Origin of the sequence: Pseudofulvibacter geojedonensis (genome assembly GCF_042675745.1) — a bacterium.
In the GTDB taxonomy this organism is placed as follows: Bacteria; Bacteroidota; Bacteroidia; order Flavobacteriales; family Flavobacteriaceae; genus Pseudofulvibacter; species Pseudofulvibacter geojedonensis.
In genome coordinates, this window is record NZ_JBHTJM010000011.1 from 112,790 (window position 1) to 131,747 (window position 18,958).

At 31.2% G+C, this 18,958-nt stretch carries 19 protein-coding genes; 9 read left to right on the forward strand and 10 right to left on the reverse strand.

The features are described from left to right. Positions 1 to 174 precede the first annotated feature (174 nt). Positions 175 to 2,883: a PD-(D/E)XK nuclease family protein gene (locus ACFQ1O_RS14240; RefSeq protein ID WP_377717138.1), complete on the forward strand. Its 2,709-nt coding sequence runs from the start codon at positions 175 to 177 to the stop codon at positions 2,881 to 2,883. 255 nt (positions 2,884 to 3,138) lie between these two features. Here the strand turns inward: ACFQ1O_RS14240 and ACFQ1O_RS14245 are convergent, their stop codons facing one another. From ACFQ1O_RS14245 to purN, 5 genes are all read right to left on the reverse strand, one after another. Beyond that, positions 3,139 to 5,034 carry an amidophosphoribosyltransferase gene (locus ACFQ1O_RS14245; protein WP_377717142.1) on the reverse strand — a complete coding sequence of 632 codons (1,896 nt, stop codon included), beginning with the start codon at positions 5,032 to 5,034 and terminating at the stop codon, positions 3,139 to 3,141. A gap of 88 nt (positions 5,035 to 5,122) precedes the next feature. After that, positions 5,123 to 6,055 (reverse strand): PfkB family carbohydrate kinase, encoded by a 933-nt coding sequence (locus tag ACFQ1O_RS14250; RefSeq protein WP_377717146.1) that lies wholly within the window; start codon positions 6,053 to 6,055, stop codon positions 5,123 to 5,125. Between the two features lie 70 nt (positions 6,056 to 6,125). Further along, positions 6,126 to 6,734 (reverse strand): START domain-containing protein, encoded by a 609-nt coding sequence (locus ACFQ1O_RS14255; RefSeq protein WP_377717151.1) that lies wholly within the window; start codon positions 6,732 to 6,734, stop codon positions 6,126 to 6,128. Between the two features lie 49 nt (positions 6,735 to 6,783). Continuing rightward, complete coding sequence (rnhA, locus tag ACFQ1O_RS14260; RefSeq protein WP_377717157.1) at positions 6,784 to 7,272, reverse strand: ribonuclease HI; 489 nt, start codon at positions 7,270 to 7,272, stop codon at positions 6,784 to 6,786. Further along, a complete protein-coding gene (gene purN / locus ACFQ1O_RS14265; protein ID WP_377717164.1) occupies positions 7,265 to 7,834 on the reverse strand; it encodes a phosphoribosylglycinamide formyltransferase in 570 nt (189 codons plus the stop codon). The genes rnhA and purN overlap by 8 nt, the downstream gene beginning before the upstream one ends. Before the next feature lie 333 nt (positions 7,835 to 8,167). Between purN and ACFQ1O_RS14270 the strand changes: the two genes are divergently transcribed. The 5 genes from ACFQ1O_RS14270 (at position 8,168) to pyk (ending at position 12,436) form a co-directional block, all read left to right on the forward strand. Then, positions 8,168 to 8,401, forward strand: a complete 234-nt coding sequence (locus tag ACFQ1O_RS14270) for an acyl carrier protein (protein ID WP_377717168.1) — start codon at positions 8,168 to 8,170, stop codon at positions 8,399 to 8,401. A gap of 19 nt (positions 8,402 to 8,420) precedes the next feature. Continuing rightward, complete coding sequence (gene fabF, locus ACFQ1O_RS14275) at positions 8,421 to 9,671, forward strand: beta-ketoacyl-ACP synthase II (RefSeq protein ID WP_377717172.1); 1,251 nt, start codon at positions 8,421 to 8,423, stop codon at positions 9,669 to 9,671. Positions 9,672 to 9,680: 9 nt separating this feature from the next. Then, complete coding sequence (gene rnc / locus ACFQ1O_RS14280; RefSeq protein WP_377717179.1) at positions 9,681 to 10,427, forward strand: ribonuclease III; 747 nt, start codon at positions 9,681 to 9,683, stop codon at positions 10,425 to 10,427. A gap of 126 nt (positions 10,428 to 10,553) precedes the next feature. Then, the gene (locus tag ACFQ1O_RS14285) at positions 10,554 to 11,006 is read left to right on the forward strand and encodes an IPExxxVDY family protein (protein ID WP_377717182.1); all 453 of its coding nucleotides are present in this window, start codon (positions 10,554 to 10,556) and stop codon (positions 11,004 to 11,006) included. Beyond that, complete coding sequence (pyk, locus tag ACFQ1O_RS14290) at positions 11,006 to 12,436, forward strand: pyruvate kinase (protein WP_377717187.1); 1,431 nt, start codon at positions 11,006 to 11,008, stop codon at positions 12,434 to 12,436. The genes ACFQ1O_RS14285 and pyk overlap by 1 nt, the downstream gene beginning before the upstream one ends. Positions 12,437 to 12,464: 28 nt before the next feature. Here the strand turns inward: pyk and dinB are convergent, their stop codons facing one another. Continuing rightward, on the reverse strand, positions 12,465 to 13,568 hold the full coding sequence (gene dinB, locus ACFQ1O_RS14295; protein ID WP_377717195.1) for a DNA polymerase IV: 1,104 nt from the start codon (positions 13,566 to 13,568) through the stop codon (positions 12,465 to 12,467). A 49-nt stretch (positions 13,569 to 13,617) separates the two neighbouring features. On the opposite strand from dinB, the gene ACFQ1O_RS14300 reads away from it, so the two are divergent. The 3 genes from ACFQ1O_RS14300 (at position 13,618) to ACFQ1O_RS14310 (ending at position 15,644) form a co-directional block, all read left to right on the forward strand. Further along, entirely contained in the window at positions 13,618 to 14,085 is a 468-nt protein-coding gene (locus tag ACFQ1O_RS14300; protein WP_377717206.1) for a CYTH domain-containing protein, read from the forward strand. An 11-nt stretch (positions 14,086 to 14,096) separates the two neighbouring features. Then, the gene (locus tag ACFQ1O_RS14305) at positions 14,097 to 14,606 is read left to right on the forward strand and encodes a YciI family protein (protein ID WP_377717211.1); all 510 of its coding nucleotides are present in this window, start codon (positions 14,097 to 14,099) and stop codon (positions 14,604 to 14,606) included. A 144-nt stretch (positions 14,607 to 14,750) separates the two neighbouring features. Next, entirely contained in the window at positions 14,751 to 15,644 is an 894-nt protein-coding gene (locus ACFQ1O_RS14310) for an endonuclease/exonuclease/phosphatase family protein (protein ID WP_377717217.1), read from the forward strand. Between the two features lie 43 nt (positions 15,645 to 15,687). On the opposite strand, the gene ACFQ1O_RS14315 is transcribed toward ACFQ1O_RS14310, so the two are convergent. The 4 genes from ACFQ1O_RS14315 to ACFQ1O_RS14330 all read right to left on the reverse strand — a co-directional run bounded on the left by ACFQ1O_RS14315 (position 15,688) and on the right by ACFQ1O_RS14330 (position 18,955). Then, positions 15,688 to 16,704, reverse strand: a complete 1,017-nt coding sequence (locus tag ACFQ1O_RS14315) for a T9SS type A sorting domain-containing protein (RefSeq protein ID WP_377717223.1) — start codon at positions 16,702 to 16,704, stop codon at positions 15,688 to 15,690. Positions 16,705 to 16,805: 101 nt separating this feature from the next. Further along, positions 16,806 to 17,237 carry a LexA family protein gene (locus ACFQ1O_RS14320; RefSeq protein WP_377717227.1) on the reverse strand — a complete coding sequence of 144 codons (432 nt, stop codon included), beginning with the start codon at positions 17,235 to 17,237 and terminating at the stop codon, positions 16,806 to 16,808. A gap of 39 nt (positions 17,238 to 17,276) precedes the next feature. Next, positions 17,277 to 17,657, reverse strand: coding sequence for a hypothetical protein (locus ACFQ1O_RS14325; protein WP_377717230.1), 381 nt, complete (start codon positions 17,655 to 17,657; stop codon positions 17,277 to 17,279). A 41-nt stretch (positions 17,658 to 17,698) separates the two neighbouring features. Beyond that, complete coding sequence (locus tag ACFQ1O_RS14330) at positions 17,699 to 18,955, reverse strand: Y-family DNA polymerase (RefSeq protein ID WP_377717233.1); 1,257 nt, start codon at positions 18,953 to 18,955, stop codon at positions 17,699 to 17,701. Positions 18,956 to 18,958: the final 3 nt, after the last annotated feature.

The window sequence follows — 18,958 nt, forward strand, 5'->3', positions numbered from 1 at the left end:
AACATTTCCTATTCTAAAAAAACTGGCTTTATTATTTTAACCTTCATAAACAGTTAAACCGCATTTACAGAAAAATATAATTAAAAAAACATCATTTAAACACCTTTTTAAAATGATGTTTAATATTTTTAACCTATTGTAATAATTATAATAGTTATTTTAGGACAAGCCACAATGCAGACATTTATAGCTTCTTGCTTATCAGAGATTCAAAAAAAAGATAATAATATAAGTAATCATGTTTTTATCTTACCCAGTAAGAGAGCTTGTCTTTTTTTAAAACAGGAAATCTCTAAACAAACTAAAGACTTTCAGTTTCTACCTACTATTCTGAGTATAGAAGATTTTATAGAAAACCTCTCTTTATTAAAAACAACAAATAACACAGAAGTTCTTTTTTATTTTTATGAGATTTACGCTAAAACAAATGAAGAATCTTTTAGTCAGTTTTCTAAATGGGCGCAAGTTTTATTACATGATTTCAATGAAATTGACAGGTATAACATAGACGCTAATAACTTTTTTAACAACCTATCTAATATAAAACAACTAGAACATTGGAACCTTAAAAATGACCCCACGCCGCTAATTGAAAGCTATCTAAGTTTCTGGAACAATAGTTATAATTTATATAAAGAGTTAAAAAAGATATTGCTATCCAAAAAAATAGGGTACCAAGGGTTGATATATAGAGAAGCTACTAAACAACTCGAACACTATCTCCAAAACACCAATAAACATCATTATTTTATTGGTTTTAACGCCCTTAACTCTTGCGAAGAGATTATTTTAAAAGAATTACTAGAAAACAATAAAGCTACTGTTTACTGGGACACAGACAATTGCTATCTTAAAGAAACTAATAGTAATATCAATTTTTTCTTCAACAAGTACCTAAAAGAGTGGAACTACTATCAAAAAAATCCTTTTTTAATTAAAAGTAATTACTTTAAAAACGATAAAACAATTGATGTTTTTCCTATTGCTAAAAATATTGGTCAGTTAAAAAAAACCGGAGAAATACTTAGCAAGCTAAGCATAAACGAGCTAAAAGAAACTGCTGTTGTATTGAGCGATGAATCATTATTAATACCATTGCTAAATTCATTACCTACAAATATAAACAGTGTAAATATTACAATGGGGCTTCCCTTAAAAGACACTCCTTTATCTGCTTTTTTCGAATCTATATTACAACTACACATAAAGCAAAATAACGGCGCTTATTATTATAAAAATGTTCAAGAAGTACTATTCAATAATTATAGCCAGATACTTTTAAAAAATGACGATATAGTAAGTATAAACGATTACATAAATAAAAACAACGTATTATATATAGATCAAAATAAGTTAAATGATATTGATATAAGCAGCGAAACAAAGGAGTTATTTACCTTTTTAAGCCCTCAAATAGATTTTACAATTGATTATCTACAAAAACTTGTTTTTTCTCTTAAAGAAAAACTCGACAAGCAAAACAACAATTTACTAGACCTAGAATACCTTCATCGCTTCCATCAGTTATTTAACCAGCTAGAGTCCTACCAAAAAAACTTTAAAGCACTAGATAGTATCAACTCTTTACATCAGGTTTATAAAGAATTATTAAGTTCAGACACATTAGACTTTAAAGGCGAACCAATTAGTGGATTACAAATCATGGGAATGCTTGAATCTAGAGCTTTAGACTTTAAGCGAATAATATTGGTTTCTGTTAATGAAGGTATTCTTCCGTCTGGAAAAAGTAATAGTTCTTTTATTCCGTTCGATTTAAAAGTTGCTTTTAACCTACCTACTTACCAGCAAAAAGACGCGGTTTATGCCTACCATTTTTTTAGATTATTACAACGAGCAGAAGATATTAAAATAATTTACAACACTGAATCTGACGGACTAAACACAGGAGAAAGAAGCCGATTTTTACTTCAATTAGAAAGTTTTCTTCAAGACAATCACTCCTATAATATTCATAGTAGCACACCAAAAATAATTAACAATAAAAAGAAACTTAAAAAAATTACTAAAAATGAATCTGTTGCTAAAAGATTAAAAGAAATAGCTGAAAAAGGTTTTTCACCTTCTTCTTTAACTCAGTATATCAGAAACCCATTAGATTTTTACACTCAAAAGGTATTAGGTTTGTATGAAGATGAAATGATAGAAGAATTTGTTGCAGCTAATACACTTGGTACAATAGTTCATAACACACTAGAAAACTTTTACAAACCATATGAAAACAACATACTTACTAAAGAAATGGTTTATAAAATGCAACAAAATATTGACAGCGAAATTAACACACAATTTCAAGAACAATTTAAAAAAGGAGATACTAGTAAAGGCAAAAACTTTTTAATCTATCATGTAGCCAAAAGATATGTTACCAATTTTTTAAACTTAGAAATTGAATCACTTAACAATTATAAAGAAATTATAATTCGTAAAATTGAGGCTGAATTCAAAGTCCCTGTGCAATTTACCACCAATAATAATTACCCTGTTTTCATTTCTGGTAAAGTTGACAGAATTGATGAAATTGATGGTCAATTACGTATTATAGATTACAAAACAGGTAAAGTTGAACCTAGAGAACTTTCTATAAAAAATTGGAATGATTTAACCCAAGATTACAAAAAACATAGCAAAGCTTTTCAGGTATTATGCTATGCTTATATGATAAATACCGAAAAACAATTTTCCAACCCAATAACTGCAGGTATCATATCTTTTAAGAATATAAAAGATGGATTTATGGCTTTTAAAGAAAATAAAAGCAAGCTTATAACCCAAGACACATTAAAACAATTTGAAAATCAGCTAGAGGGATTAATTAAAGAGATTAATAACATTAACATTCCTTTTACAGAGAAAGAAGTTTAAAAATAAAAAAGGTAAGATTTCATCTTACCTTTTTTGCCCCAAATCTACCATGAACTTAACCTACTTATGCTATGGCAATACTAATATATAAACATTAACCAATACTCTTATATAAAATAGACAAACAGTAATTAAACTAGTTAAACTACCACATACTTAACCTTATTAACAAAATTGCTTGTACTATTAAGCATAAAAAAAAGCGACTAATAGACAAATGCCATTAGCCGCTCTATAATAATCTTAATTTTTAAATTAATACGCTCGTTCTTTGTTCCCTTCAAAGAAATTAATAAAAGCTCTATTAACAACTCTATTACCGCCTGGTGTAGGATAATTACCGGTAAAATACCAATCTCCTAAATTACCTGGACACGCTTTATGTAAATTATCTACTGACTGATAAATAATATCTACTTCAGCTTTTAAGGTGTCTTCACTTAATAATTCGGCTATTTTCTTAGAAATTTGCTCATCGCTATATAAATCATATAAATCTTTTACATAGTTTTTAATTTCAACATCTGGCAAACTTACCTGAGCCAAGCATTTTTTATACACTTCTTCTACTAAATAATATTTATTATCATCTTTTAATAAGTCTAACATAGCCCTAAAAGCAACTAACCCCTCTAGATTAGCCATATCTATACCATAACAATCAGGATAACGAATTTGTGGTGCAGAAGACACAACAATAATCTTTTTAGGACTCAGCCTATCCATCATTGTTAAAATACTCTTTTGCAAAGTAGTTCCTCGCACTATACTATCATCTATAATTACTAAATTATCTGTTGGTTTAACAGAACCATAAGTAATATCATAAACATGAGCTACCAAATCATCTCTACTATCATCATCGGTAATAAATGTTCTTAACTTAGCATCTTTTATTGCTATTTTTTCAGTTCGCAAACGTTTAGCTAAGATTTCTTTAATACGTTCTGGAGTTTGATTTTCTTTCTGAAGCAACAATTGTTCTTTTTGCTCATTTAAAAACAACTCTCCTTCTTTTATCATTCCATAATAAGAAACTTCTGCCGTATTAGGTATAAAAGAGAAAACCGAATTTTCGATATCATTCCCTATCGACTTCATTATTTGAGGAAACAACAACCTACCTAATTTTTTTCGCTCTCTATATATTTCTTGATCACTACCTCTTGAAAAATAAATACGCTCAAACGAACAAGCTTTCCTCTCTAAAGGCTTAATAATTTGCTGTACAGATGTATTACCGTTCTTTTTAACTATAATTGCTTTCCCTGGGTCTAACTCAACAACATCTTCAAAGCCAACATTAAATACTGTTTGTATCACAGATCTTTCTGAAGCAACAACTACTACTTCATCATCTTTATAATAATACGCTGGTCTTATTCCTGCCGGATCTCTTAAAACAAAGGCATCTCCATGACCAATTAAACCAGCCATAGCATATCCACCATCCCATTTTTTAGAAGACTCTTCTAATATAGAAGCTACATTCAGCTTCTCTGCAATAACAGGAGAGGCTTCAACTTTAGAATAACCTTGTTGCTTTAAGTCATGGTACAATTCATCTACTTGATCATCTAAAAAATGACCAATTTTTTCCATAATTGTAACCGTATCAGCTTCAGCTTTTGGGTGCTGACCTAAGTCTACCAAATCTTGAAATAACTGGCCAACATTAGTCATATTAAAGTTACCTGCTACTATTAGATTTCTATGCATCCAGTTATTTTGTCTTAAAAACGGATGAACACTTTCTACACTATTTTTACCAAAAGTACCGTAACGAACATGTCCTAAAAGCAATTCTCCTACATAAGGAACCTCTTCTTTAAGCTTATCAATATCTTTGCTTAAAGTAGGATTTTCTTGCATTACACCATTAATCCTATCATTAATTTGAGCAAATATATCCTGAATAGGCATTTGTTTATTAGATCTTACTCTACTAATATAACGCTGCCCAGGTTTCATATCTAATTTAATACTTGCAAAACCAGCACCATCTTGACCTCTGTTGTGCTGTTTTTCCATCATTAAATACATTTTATTTACCCCGTAAAAAGCCGTTCCGTACTTTTCTTTGTAGTACGATAATGGTTTTAATAACCTAACCAAGGCAATACCACATTCATGTTTTAATGCGTCACTCATTTTTGCTGTTGTGTTGTTTACTCTTTTACGAGTAAGTTTAGTTGTTGTTTATAATAAAAAAATGCGCTGATACTTCAGCGCATGTATGTTAAGCTAATTCAAAATCGAACTGCGTTAATTCTCTAAATTGTGCTAATCGTGAACTCACCTCATCTTTTGATAAACTAAGCATTCTTTCTGTACCAAACTTCTCTACACAGAACGATGCTAAATTAGAACCGTGAACAATAGCATTTTTCATATTATTAAATGAAACATCTCCTGTACTAGCAATATACCCAGAAAAACCTCCTGCAAAAGTATCTCCTGCTCCAGTAGGATCAAAGACCTCTTCTAATGGTAACGCTGGTGCAAAAAAGGCTTTATCTTCATTAAATAATAAAGCTCCATGCTCTCCTTTTTTAATCACAACGTACTTAGGCCCCATTTCTGCAATAACTCTAGCTGCTTTTACTAATGAATATTCACCTGATAACAATCTAGCTTCTTCATCATTAATAGTAATCACATCTATTTTTTTTATCACCTTTTTTAAATCATCCATAAAAGGTGCTTCCATCCAAAAATTCATAGTATCTAACACTACTAATTTTGGTTTTTCAGTCATTTGCTCTATTACACTTAGCTGCACTAACGGGTGTAAATTACCTAACATAACCACATCTGCATCTTTATAGTTTTCAGGAACTACAGGATTAAATGTTTCTAAAACATTCAGTTGAGTATCTAGGGTATCTCTAGAATTCATATCATTGTGATATTTCCCTGACCAAAAGAATGTTTTTCCTCCTTTAACTATTTCTAAACCAGAAATATCTACATTTCTTTTAGTTAGTAAATCTAAATACTCTTGCGGAAAATCTTCTCCTACCACCGAAACTATAGCACTATCAACATTGCTAAAATTAGCTGCCGAAAGTCCAATATAGGTTGCTGCTCCTCCTAATATTTTGTCAGTCTTTCCAAAAGGCGTTTCTATAGCATCAAAAGCTACTGTACCTACTATTAAAAGTTTATTCATCTAAGTAATTTTCTGCAAAATTACATAAATTTATTTGGTTTATGAAGAATTGTTGTAAAGCAGCAGTAACTTAATACATAACGCTTTTTTTATCCAAATATTTCTTTAAATTTAAAAAGGTATTATAAGGTGCTTTTACCAACATAGAATTAGCTATAAAATCAGGCAAATAACCTGCCGGATCTCCATAAAGTTGTTGAGTTACTTTCACCCCTCCTTCTACTTCTTCAAAAAGCCAAAATCCGGAAAAATCTTCTACTCTTACTACACCACTTTTTTTAGGTATGTATGCTGGTGCAGATTCAATACTTACTTTAACACTTGTTGATGAAGGATGTGTAACTGTTAATTTAGAAATATGGTCTCTATTTTTAACTGGCCAAGGAAAATCATTATACATGTATACATAAAAAACCGAATCTGATTCTTTTTTTAGTAATTTACTGCTATCAGTCTTATAAGTCCAATTATGTAACTTATCCCCATTGAGTATAGTCTTAAGAAGTTGATCTAGAGAAGATTTTAAAATCATTTCTGCTCTGTACTCTTTTACAGCATAACCTTTTCTTTCTTTAACGTAAATTTTTATACCTTCCTTGTTTTTAGAAAGTTCCCATTCTCCTTGGGCTGTTAGAAACTGAAAAGAAAAGACCAATATGAAACAGTAAAAAAATCGCATAAAATGAATTTACTTTTCAAACTAAGTTACAACATTTATATCAAAACAATTAAAACAGAGAGTTAGATTCAGATTCTTCATACCATTTATCTATTAGCAAATTTTGCTTCTTAGACGCTTCTACAGCTAAAAAATCGCAACGTTCATTTTGCTTATGATTATTATGTCCTTTGATCCATTGAAAAGTAACTTGATGTTTTCTATAACTCCTTAAAAAACGCTTCCATAAATCTGGATTTTTCTTTCCTTCAAAACCTTTTTTTTCCCATCCAAAAACCCAACCTTTAGAAACTGAATCTGCTACATACTTCGAGTCTGTAAAAACTTTAACCTCTACATTCAATATTTTTAATTTTTCTAAAGCCACTATAACCGCCAACAATTCCATTCTATTGTTAGTTGTTTTTCTATATCCCTCTGAAAACTCTTTTTGGTAAGGTTTACCAACCCACTCCATTACTATCCCGTAACCTCCTGGACCTGGATTACCTCTAGAAGAACCATCGGTATAAATATGAACTGATGATTTACTAGACATCTGTATTTAATATTTGCTCAATAACTAATGGAAAATGTTTTTGTTCGAGTGCATGAATTTTTGCAGCTACATCTTCGTAAGTATCATTTTCATCTACTATTGTTTCTGCTTGAAATATGATTGCTCCTTCATCGTAATTTTCATTTACATAATGAATTGTAATCCCTGATTTATCTTCTTTATTAGCTACAACTGCTTTATGTACATTGTTTCCGTACATACCTTTACCTCCATACTTAGGCAACAAAGCAGGATGTACATTAATAATCTTATTAGGAAACTCTTCAATTATCTGTTCAGGAAATTTTAACAAAAAACCAGCCAAAACAATCAAATCAGGTTTTAACCTTTTAAGAGCATCTAAAACTCTATTATTATTTAACTCTTCTTTATTAAAAATCAAGCTTGGCACTTGTAGGCGTTGAGCTCTATCTAAAACTTTGGCATCCTTCTTGTTAGTTAGGACATGAACCACCTTGGCTAAGCCCGAGTCTTGAAAGTGTGTTATAATGTTTTCGGCATTGGAACCCGATCCTGAAGCAAAAATGACAATTCGTTTCATATAATTAGAGCTAAGTGTGTTGTTTCACAACAAAAAAAAGAATAATAATTAAGATTTGGAAGTAATTTACTTTAACAAAAACTCATTTTAAGAAATAAACGTCTTTTTTCTCTATCTGTAGAAGCAGAAAATCACCTTTCATCAATAAAACTAAAGGTCAAATCAAGAAAAAAACATCTTCTTTTAAAATGCAAAAGTGAAACATAACTACTATAAAGACAATAAGTTCAAATAATTTTGATAAATTTGACAATACATTTTTTAGGTAAAGTATTGTTTTAAACTAAAGTTTTATATTTTTGCCTCCAAATTAAATTTTAAAAATTAAAAATTATGTCAGACATTGCATCAAGAGTAAAAGCGATCATCGTAGACAAATTAGGTGTTGATGAAAACGAAGTTGTAACAGAAGCAAGCTTCACTAACGACTTAGGAGCAGATTCATTAGATACTGTTGAGTTAATTATGGAATTCGAAAAAGAATTTGATATTCAGATTCCAGATGATCAAGCTGAAAACATTGCTACTGTAGGTCAAGCTATTCAGTACATAGAAGGAGCAAAATAAGAACGATACTTTATTATAAATGGAATTAAAGCGAGTTGTAGTTACCGGTTTAGGAGCCTTAACTCCTATTGGGAACAATATAAAAGAATATTGGGACGGTTTAGTTAATGGTAAAAGTGGGGCAGCCCCTATTACCCATTTTGATGCGTCTAATTTCAAGACACAATTTGCTTGCGAGGTTAAGGATTTTAAAGTAACCGATTTCATAGACCGCAAGGAAGCAAGAAGACTAGATAAATTTGCCCAATACGCATTAGTAGCTTCAGATGAAGCTATTGAGGATGCTGGTTTTGACTTAGACAAACTAGACAATGATCGTGTTGGTGTAATTTGGGGAGCTGGTATTGGAGGTTTAGAAACTTTTCAAAAAGAAGTACAAGCTTTTGAAAATGGTAATGGAACACCACGTTTTAACCCATTTTTTATCCCGAAAATGATAGCCGATATTGCCCCAGGTCATATTTCAATTAAATACGGTTTTAGAGGACCAAACTTTACTACTGTTTCTGCATGTGCATCTTCTGCTAATGCAATGATAGATGCCTTAAATTACATTAGATTAGGAAAAGCCGATGTTATTGTAACTGGTGGATCTGAAGCTGCTGTAACTGAAGCAGGAATTGGAGGCTTTAATGCTATGCATGCATTATCTACTAGAAATGAAAGTCCTGAAACCGCTTCGAGACCATTTGACTCGACGCGTGACGGATTTGTTTTAGGTGAAGGAGCTGGTGCTTTAATTTTAGAAGAATACGAACACGCTAAAGCAAGAGGCGCTAAAATTTACGCTGAAATTGCTGGTGGTGGTTTATCTGCAGATGCTCATCACATGACTGCTCCTCACCCTGAAGGATTAGGTGCTAGAAATGTTATGAAAAATTGTTTAGAAGATGCCGGATTAACAATAGCAGATGTAGATGCTATTAATATGCATGGTACTTCTACACCATTAGGAGATATTGCTGAATCTAAAGCTATAGGTGCTCTATTTGGAGAACACGCCTATAATTTAAATATTAACTCTACAAAATCTATGACTGGTCACTTATTAGGTGCTGCTGGAGCTATTGAAGCTATTGCTTCTATTTTAGCAATGGAACACGGAATAGTGCCTCCTACAATTAACCACGTTAATCAGGACGAAAACATAGATAGCAAATTAAACTTAACGCTTAATAAAGCTCAAAAAAGAGATATTAAGGTTGCTATGAGTAATACTTTTGGCTTTGGAGGTCACAATGCTTGTGTATTATTTAAAAAGTTAGACTAAAACTATTGGATGAAAAGGATCATTCGTAAAATATTTAATTCCCGTCCTTCGTATGAAGACGGGAATTTTTTTATTAAAGTATCAGATATTATTGGTTATAAACCACAAAACATCTCTTACTTTGAGGAAGCTTTTACCCATAGATCTATTAACGCTAAAGACGAAAAGGGTAATACTGTTAGCTATGAACGCCTTGAATTTCTTGGCGATGCTATGCTAAGTGCCATTATAGCAGAGTACCTTTTTAATGAAGTGCCACACGGTAATGAAGGGTATTTAACTAAAATGCGATCTAAAGTTGTAAGTAGAGAACATTTAAACGAATTGGGTAAAGACCTAGAATTGCTAACCATCCTTAAAAGCAAAATGAATAAAGAAAATTTTGGCGACAACATTTATGGAAATGTTTTTGAAGCCTTAGTTGGAGCCATTTTTCTAGATAAAGGATATGCCGCATGTGAAAAATTTGTTTATGATAGTGTAATTATTCCTTATATAGACATTGAGCGCTTAGAAGGGTATATTATTAGCTATAAAAGCCTATTAATTGAGTGGTGCCAAAAGCAGAAAAAAAACTTTAAATATCAAGTTTATGAAGATACTGGAAACGACGACACCAAACATTTTGCTGTAAAACTCCGCATAGATAATAAAGTAATAGCCAAAGCCAGAGCAACCTCTAAGAAGAAAGCCGAAGAAAAAGCTTCAAAACGCGCTTTTTTTGCTTTACAAGATAAAATTAAACCTAAACATTAGCAATAGGTTAATTTTTTGCTAATCTTACCCATAGACCTCTTCTTTTTAAGTCTAATTATTATCTTTACTTTTTAGCAAACAACATTTACAATTTAATGTTGTTTATGGATAAAAAACGAAAGATAAATGGCAGCAGTGCACAAGTTAGTTTTAGATGATTTCCTTGAAGACAACTTCATCTTATTAGCTATTCACTCTCCTTTAGAACCATATAGATTGGCTTATGAATTGAATAAGATCTTACATATTCAACTAAAGTATCATAAACAATTAGACGCATATGATTTATATGAATATGAAGATGAAAAAAGTCAAATTCTATGGAATTTAATTAATAATAAAACAATTAATTCTTTAGAAGAAAAGCAAAAACCAAGTACTTTATTTCAACAAGAAACCAATACCATTAAATATCTAGTTCCAGAATATAAAAAAACCGACTATTTTATTAAAATAAGCGATTCTGTAATAGCTGTTGATAATATCATCTCTAAAATAAAGGCTATTCCACAAATAATAACCACTTTTGCAATAGCAACAGATACACTAAAATCTAAAAACAATTTAATTTTTTACTAATGTCACACTTTAAAAAAACTAAAATAGTAGCTACTCTAGGACCGGCAAGTGCCAGTAAAGAAACTATACATCAAATGATAAAAGAAGGTGTGAATGTTTTTAGAATAAACTTTTCTCATGCCGACTATGACAATGTAGTAGAGCGTATTAATATTATTAGAGAATTAAGTACAGAACACAAATACAACACTGCAATTTTAGCAGATTTACAAGGACCTAAATTACGTGTTGGTGTAATGAAACACGATGTTATTGTAAACAAAGGCGATAAAATTAAGTTTTGCACTGGAACAGAATTCGATGGAGATGCTGAAAGAGTTTATATGAACTACACTCAGTTTCCTCAGGATGTAAACCCTGGAGAACGAATTTTATTAGATGACGGTAAATTAATATTTGAAGTTGTTAGTAGCAATGGAGAAGATGAAGTTGAAGCTAAAGTCATACAAGGAGGTCCTTTAAAATCTAAAAAAGGGGTTAACCTACCTAATACTGCAATTTCTCAACCTGCCCTAACTCAAAAAGATATTAAAGATGCTATTTTTGCTATAAAACAGCAAGTAGATTGGATTGCCTTGTCTTTTGTAAGAGACGCAAAAGACTTAGAAGAGTTACAAGACTTGATATCTAAACATTCGGCACATAAAATTCCTATTATTGCCAAAATAGAAAAGCCTGAGGCTGTTAAAAACATTGATAAGATTGTAGCATTCTGTGATGGTTTAATGGTTGCTCGTGGAGATTTAGGAGTTGAAATTCCTGCAGAAGAAGTTCCTCTAATACAAAAAAGACTGGTCTTAAGAGCCAAAAAAGCTCGTATTCCTGTTATTATAGCTACACAAATGATGGAAACTATGATCTCTAGCTTAACACCTACAAGAGCAGAAGTAAATGACGTAGCAAATTCTGTTATGGACGGTGCAGATGCCGTAATGTTATCTGGAGAAACATCTATAGGAAAATACCCTGTTCAGGTTATACAAACTATGACCAAAATTATACAGAGTGTAGAAAACTCTCCTCTTATAGAAGTCCCTGAACGTCCTCCACACGTAAAAACGAATCGTTACATAACAAAATCTGTTTGCTATCATGCTGCACATATGGCAAATGAAATAGATGCAAAAGCTATTTGCACCTTGACAAATTCAGGATACACAGCCTTCCAGATATCAGCATGGAGACCAAATGCTCATATACTAGCATTTTCATCAAACCCTAACATTATCTCACGCTTGAGCTTGCTTTGGGGAGTAAAAGCGATTTTTTACGATAAATTTGTTAGCACCGATGAAACCGTTGAAGATGTTAATGAAATTGCTAAAGAAAGAGGCTATGTAACAAAAGGCGACTATACTATTAACCTTGCTGCAATGCCAATAGCAAATAAAGGAATGGTTAACACCTTACGTGTATCTGAGATTGAATAACAATTACTAAAAAGTGTTTTTTAATGTATCAGAATTCAAAACGCAATTGAATTGAAATACTTTTTTGAGTTTTTGGCTTGTCTTTTTTAGGTTCAGTATTTAAATTACCCAAAGACAAGCCTAGCAACCTAACAGAATTTTTTGGTTTTTCTTGATACAAAAGTTCTTTTGCTGTCTCCAACAACAATTCTTTGCTAGCAATAAAATATGCCAAAGTTTTACTCCTTGTTTGAGTAGTAAAGTCACTATATTTTATTTTTAAAGTTACCGTTTTACCTGCTATTTTATTACGTTTTAATCTTTTTTCTAACTCGTTAGCAATATGCTCTAATTTTTCGATCATATAAACTTCAGAGGTAATATTATCAAAAAAAGTACGCTCTGCTGCAACAGATTTAGGTATTCTATTGGGTTTTACTTTGCTTAAATGAATTCCCCTAACTACATTATAGTAGTACGCTCCAGATTTACCAAAGTGTTTTTCTAAATATGTTAACTCTTTTTGTTTTAAATCCATTCCCGTGAAGATACCTAACCGATACATTTTTTCGCCAGTAACCTTACCTACTCCGTAAAACTTTCTAATATCTAGTTCTTCTAAAAAAGGAATTACTTCTTCAGGAGCTACCGTTTTTTGCCCATTAGGCTTATTATAATCGCTAGCAACTTTAGCTACAAATTTATTAATAGATATTCCTGCCGATGCTGTTAAACCTGTCTTCTTTAAAATTTTTTGTCTTATCTCTTGAGCGATTAAAGATGCACTCAACATTCCTTTTTTATTTTTGGTTACATCTAAATAAGCTTCATCTAAAGATAAGGGTTCAACTAACTCTGTATATTCAAAAAATATTTTTCTTATCTGTTGAGAAACTTCTTTGTATCTAGAAAATCGAGGTTTTACAAAAATAAGTTCGGGACAACGCTTTTTGGCTAAAACACCACTCATAGCACTTTTCACCCCAAACTTTCTTGCTTCATAACTGGCAGCACTTACAACTCCTCTTTTTCCCCCACCTCCAACAGCTAATGGTTTCCCCTTTAAATCCGGATTATCTAATTGTTCTACAGATGCATAAAACGCATCCATATCTACATGAATAATTTTTCTTATTGGTAATTCCGAAAGCATAATGTAAATTTATGATTTTAAAAATTCAGACTCTTATTTTTACCTAAATATGATAGAAATAGAACGTAAATTTTTGGTTAATTCTAGCCATTTCAAAAAAGAAGCCCATAAACAAACTAGAATTACTCAAGGTTTTTTAAACACTCACCCTGAGCGCACCGTTAGAATCCGATTAAAAGGATCTAAAGGTTATATAACCGTTAAAGGACTATCTAATAGTTCTGGAACAAGTAGATTTGAATGGGAAAAAGAAATATCTAAAGACGAAGCTAATAGTTTACTAGCTCTTTGCGAAAAAGGAATTATAGACAAAAATAGATATGAAGTTAAAGTAGGAGATCATATTTTTGAAGTAGACGACTTTTTAGGTAACAACAAAGGTTTAATAATAGCCGAAGTAGAACTCACTTCTGAAAATGAAACTTTTGTAAAACCTAATTGGCTAGGAGATGAAGTAACAGGAATTGAAAAATATTACAACTCTCAACTAAGTCTTAATCCTTTTAAAAACTGGTAATATACAACCTTATGAAAAGAATATTTTTAAGCATTTTATTCATCGCTTTATTAGCCTCATGCAAACAAGAATGTCCAGAGTGTAAAAAATGCCCTGAACAAGACGTAAATACAATTGACAAAGAATCTGAAATAACTACAAAAGAATTAAAAGCCAAATTAAACAAAGAAGGGTTTCAAACTTTCGATTATGTAGATGAAAAAACAAAAGACACTGTAATTATGCAGCAATACTTTATTGCTTTTTTAAAGAAGGGACCTAATCGTTCTCAAAGTAAAGAAGAAGCATCTCAATTACAAAAAGAACACTTAGCTCATTTAGGAAAAATGTATGAGTTGGGTTATGCTGACATTTCTGGCCCATTTGGAGATGATGGAGATATTAGAGGTATTACTATATACAATACACCTACTTTAAAAACAGCTGATAGTTTGGCTAATGCTGACCCTATGGTAAAAGCTGGCAGGTTAGTTATAGAAATTCACCCATGGTGGGCTGCTAAAGGTTTTCCTTTAAGATAAGAGCCAAAATGGAATATATTGAAATCATTCTTGAGTTTTTTAATTTTTTATTTAGCTCAAAAGAAAAAAAGAAGCACTCTGCCTTAGGTTGCCTAATTGTTTTAGTCTTTATTATACTTTTCGTTATTCTTAGTATATACTTAAATGATTAGAAAAATATTTTCTTATATAAAGTTTATCCTTCCTCTAATACTAACGATAGGACTTCTTATTAACTTAACTATTAAAGATACTTATTATTGGAGTTCTTTATTATTTTATGCATTTCCTCTATCCATTCTCTTTTATTTATCTTTTGCCTTATTACTACTTAATTTTAAAACTAAAAAAAGACTTTACTGCCTTATTTTTTGGTTAATTGTTAGTGCTCTTTGGATAAAACAAGATTATTTTATCAATATCCGAACGAATATTCCAAATGGCAACAACACTATTGTTTTCTGGAATGGAGCAAAGAAAAACACCTTTTTAGATGCCTTTAATGAGCTAAAATCTATACCGGATATATTGATTATAAACGAGTATGACCAAACTAACAAACAAGAGTTAAAAAGCATTAAAACTAAATACCCAAATTATCACTTTCAAGTAATCCATAAAAAGATTGGTATTTTTAGTAAAAGACACGTTCTTAATTTAACAACTTTTAAAATGAAGAATAACTCTTTTATGTTAAGCTTTGACTCTAACATAAACGATAAACTTTTTCACTTTTATTCTATTGATATTATAGCCAATATTAAACACTTTAGAAAAACTATGTTAAAAGAAACTATTGGAAATATTAAAAGTAGAGAAAACACTATCATCCTAGGAGATTTTAACACACCATATGAATCATTACATTTTAAAGAGTATAAAGAACAATATCATCATGGTTTTTCATTTACTGGTAATGGCTTTATAAATACATGGTTTTGGAATCTACCTATTCTCAGTTTAGATCATGCATGGTTATCTAAAGGCATACCTATTACAGAAACTAAACACCTCAATACTTGGAAATCTGACCATAAAATTATTAAGATAAGGTTATAAAAAAGCCCCTTAATAGAGACTTTTTCTATAATATATGATACTATTATTCTATAACAATCTTTTTAGTAAGAATTGCACCACTTACATCTTGTATTTTGGTAATGTAAATACCAGAAGCTAGATTGGTTAAATCTAACGTCTTAATAGTGTCCATATTAGTTAAGTTAATACGTTGTACTTTATCTCCCAATAAGTTATACACCTCTAAAGTTGTTAGCTCTATTCCATTTGCCTTTTTAATTTTTATTAAACCATTAGAAGGATTTGGGTATACTTGAACCCCTTTTTCTAAACTTTCATTACTTACACTTAGAGGATTGGTTGCCATAATTCTTAAATAATCAAAAGCTATTTCTTCTGAAGCTGCATCCATATGAATCTCTAAACGAATATTAGCAGTAGAGCCATCTGGAATAGAAGCTGAAAATTCGGTTAATGTATTTGTAAGTACCGGACCATCTCCTCCATCTCCATCCATATCAATATCATGATGCAACGGTTCATTTGTAACATCTGCAGGAATGTTACATTCTAAATCTGGTGCAAATTGCATAATTAAATTATCTGCTCCACCATCTACCTGGCAATAAACTCTTATATAATCAGTATCGTCATATGTACTTACTCCACAAGCATCAGTTTCTCCTCTAGCAAATAAACCTGTAAAAGTTAAAGTAGTACCCCCAGAAATATCTATTCCAGTAAAGGTTACTATTTTTTCATCTAATCCATCTGCAGTTCCTATTATAGTTCCTGTTGTATTATCTGTATCTTCTGCTGCTATATAAAAAGAACCATTGGCTCCCATATAATTACCAACTGCGTTTACATTTATAGGAAATCCTGATGGAGTATTTCCGTCTTGATAGATTAAAGTTTGAGCGTCTACTCTACCAAAATAATCATCATCGGAATCTGTTCTCATAAACTGACTTGAAACTGTATAACGACCTGCCCCCACACCGTCGTCTTCAAAACTTTCAGACCATAACTCTGTTTGCCCGAATGTTGCGTAAGAACCTATTAAAAAAGCTCCTGTAAAAAGTAATTTTCTAATCATAAAATAAAAATTAACATTAGTTAATATAAAAATACTAATCACATGTTAATTCTTATATTTAATAAGACCAAAAGTATAATTAATAGCTGAATTGTTGTAAATCAAACTCTCTTGATTACATTCGTAACAATTCCCCAGATTAAGAAGTTGTTTTCTGAAGTTATCTGAATAGGATCGTAATTAGCGTTTTCTGGTTTTAACCAAACGGTACCATTTTCTATTTGCAAACGTTTAACCGTAAACTCTCCATCTATAAAACAAACGGCAATCTTGTTATGCTCTGGAGCAATACTTCTATCTATTACTAATAAATCATTATCATCTAAACCTGCATCTATCATAGATTGTCCACTTACTCTAGCAAAAAACGTAGCTTCTTTATTCTTAATTAATTCTCTATCTAAAGAAATACGTTGTTGCTTAAAATCTTCAGCTGGAGAAGGGAATCCACAAGAAATACCTGTATCAAAAAAATAAGCTCCTTCACCCTCTTCTGTAGTTGGTGTAAAAAATGTAAGTGCCTCGGTTATCATTTTATAAAGATAAGTGTTTTTATTTAATAAATTAACTCTCTAATTCATAGCTGTTTTTTTAAACCTTAACCTTTTTGAAATCACAGAATCAATCTTTATAGGCAGAGGAATCGTTCTTGTATAAACATCGTAATATGTAAATATTAATGTGTCATTTTTAACATCGCAACCTATTGTGTCTATATGAGCACCATCTAAAATATTTCTTGTGATCGCATAATTCCCATTATATTTAAAAAGAGAATAGTTATATTCAATTATAGTATCTGATTTTTCGTGGTGTATTACACTATTATCATCTATTATTAGATGTAAGTTTTCATTTTCAAAATTCCTCCAAACCCCTTGAATTGACGGTTTATTTTCATTACTACAACTTATTAAGTTTACTATAAAACTAAATAAAATTATTTTTCTCATCCTTAATGTTTCTTTAACTATTCCTTTCTTTAATCGAACCCTTATTTAACTTTTAATACATCATCAAAACTAGTAGTATATCCTTTAGACAATCTTTCTTGTCTCATTTTCCAGGTTCTTTCTAAGTCTTGATTCCCTATTTTCAACTTATAATCACCATACTTTTTATTGATATCATCCATCACTTTCATAAGTGGTTGATGTTTAGGGTTCTCATTTTCAAAAATATTTAGCTGTTGAGCATTGGTCGGCACTAAACCAGTTACAATTACTCCTGCACGTTTGTATTTTATTCCTTTTTTAAACAATCGCTCTACACCCGCAACTGCGTACCTACTTAAAGTTAAAGAAGAGTCTGTTGCAAAAGGCAATACTATTGTTGTACTGTTTCTATAGTACTCAGTATCTTTTTTATGTCTATCGCTTTGCAATTGCACAATAAGCATATTACAACTAGAATTTTGCTTGCGTAATTTTTCTGCACAGCTTGTAGCAAAAGTAGACACACGCTCTTTTAGGTTATCTATATCAGAAAAAGTTCTTTCAAAACTTCTGGTAGTGGCTATTGCCTTTTTATTACTCGGCTCATCTAATTCTAAAACCGGTTTCCCTTCTAAATCGTTCTTTAATTTCAACTCAGTTATAGAAAAATGCTTTTTAACCAATTCATCTGACAACAACGTAAAATCGTAGGCTGTTTTTACATTCATTTGTTTAAGTCGCTTTTGTAAACGCCTACCTATTCCCCATACATCCTCAATTTTCATCCACTTCAAAGCCTTTATTCGCTTATCATCTGAATCGATTACAAACACATGATTTGTTTTTTTAGGAAATTTTCGAGCAATTTTATTGGCTACTTTAGATAAAGCCTTAGTAGGAGCAATACCTACGCTTGTTGGCAAACCAACCCATTGGTAAATACGCTCTCTAATTTGAGTTCCGTAGACTTCAAAATTGTAATTCTCAAAACCTTTAAAAGCCAAAAAGGCTTCATCTATGCTATACACTTCAACATCTGGAGTAAACTGCCTTAAAATAGCCATTACTCTAGCACTCATATCTCCATACAAAGGATAGTTTGATGAAAATACTTGAATGTCATTTGCTTTAAAAAAACCTTTATACTTAAAAGCCGGAGCCCCCATGGGTAAACCTATCTTTTTTGCTTCATCGCTACGCGCAATAACACAACCATCATTATTAGATAAAATGGCTACTGGCTTACCTATGAGTGTTGGATTAAAAACCCGCTCGCAGGAAGCATAAAAATTATTACAATCGACTAAAGCAAACATATT

What these genes read in the sequence shown, in the direction of transcription:
- ACFQ1O_RS14240 (WP_377717138.1), top strand. Translation starts at nt 175, where the DNA reads ATGCAGACATTTATAGCTTCTTGCTTATCAGAGATTCAAAAAAAAGAT.
- ACFQ1O_RS14245 (WP_377717142.1), bottom strand. Translation starts at nt 5,034, where the DNA reads ATGAGTGACGCATTAAAACATGAATGTGGTATTGCCTTGGTTAGGTTA.
- ACFQ1O_RS14250 (WP_377717146.1), bottom strand. Translation starts at nt 6,055, where the DNA reads ATGAATAAACTTTTAATAGTAGGTACAGTAGCTTTTGATGCTATAGAA.
- ACFQ1O_RS14255 (WP_377717151.1), bottom strand. Translation starts at nt 6,734, where the DNA reads ATGCGATTTTTTTACTGTTTCATATTGGTCTTTTCTTTTCAGTTTCTA.
- rnhA (WP_377717157.1), bottom strand. Translation starts at nt 7,272, where the DNA reads ATGTCTAGTAAATCATCAGTTCATATTTATACCGATGGTTCTTCTAGA.
- purN (WP_377717164.1), bottom strand. Translation starts at nt 7,834, where the DNA reads ATGAAACGAATTGTCATTTTTGCTTCAGGATCGGGTTCCAATGCCGAA.
- ACFQ1O_RS14270 (WP_377717168.1), top strand. Translation starts at nt 8,168, where the DNA reads ATGTCAGACATTGCATCAAGAGTAAAAGCGATCATCGTAGACAAATTA.
- fabF (WP_377717172.1), top strand. Translation starts at nt 8,421, where the DNA reads ATGGAATTAAAGCGAGTTGTAGTTACCGGTTTAGGAGCCTTAACTCCT.
- rnc (WP_377717179.1), top strand. Translation starts at nt 9,681, where the DNA reads ATGAAAAGGATCATTCGTAAAATATTTAATTCCCGTCCTTCGTATGAA.
- ACFQ1O_RS14285 (WP_377717182.1), top strand. Translation starts at nt 10,554, where the DNA reads ATGGCAGCAGTGCACAAGTTAGTTTTAGATGATTTCCTTGAAGACAAC.
- pyk (WP_377717187.1), top strand. Translation starts at nt 11,006, where the DNA reads ATGTCACACTTTAAAAAAACTAAAATAGTAGCTACTCTAGGACCGGCA.
- dinB (WP_377717195.1), bottom strand. Translation starts at nt 13,568, where the DNA reads ATGCTTTCGGAATTACCAATAAGAAAAATTATTCATGTAGATATGGAT.
- ACFQ1O_RS14300 (WP_377717206.1), top strand. Translation starts at nt 13,618, where the DNA reads ATGATAGAAATAGAACGTAAATTTTTGGTTAATTCTAGCCATTTCAAA.
- ACFQ1O_RS14305 (WP_377717211.1), top strand. Translation starts at nt 14,097, where the DNA reads ATGAAAAGAATATTTTTAAGCATTTTATTCATCGCTTTATTAGCCTCA.
- ACFQ1O_RS14310 (WP_377717217.1), top strand. Translation starts at nt 14,751, where the DNA reads ATGATTAGAAAAATATTTTCTTATATAAAGTTTATCCTTCCTCTAATA.
- ACFQ1O_RS14315 (WP_377717223.1), bottom strand. Translation starts at nt 16,704, where the DNA reads ATGATTAGAAAATTACTTTTTACAGGAGCTTTTTTAATAGGTTCTTAC.
- ACFQ1O_RS14320 (WP_377717227.1), bottom strand. Translation starts at nt 17,237, where the DNA reads ATGATAACCGAGGCACTTACATTTTTTACACCAACTACAGAAGAGGGT.
- ACFQ1O_RS14325 (WP_377717230.1), bottom strand. Translation starts at nt 17,657, where the DNA reads ATGAGAAAAATAATTTTATTTAGTTTTATAGTAAACTTAATAAGTTGT.
- ACFQ1O_RS14330 (WP_377717233.1), bottom strand. Translation starts at nt 18,955, where the DNA reads ATGTTTGCTTTAGTCGATTGTAATAATTTTTATGCTTCCTGCGAGCGG.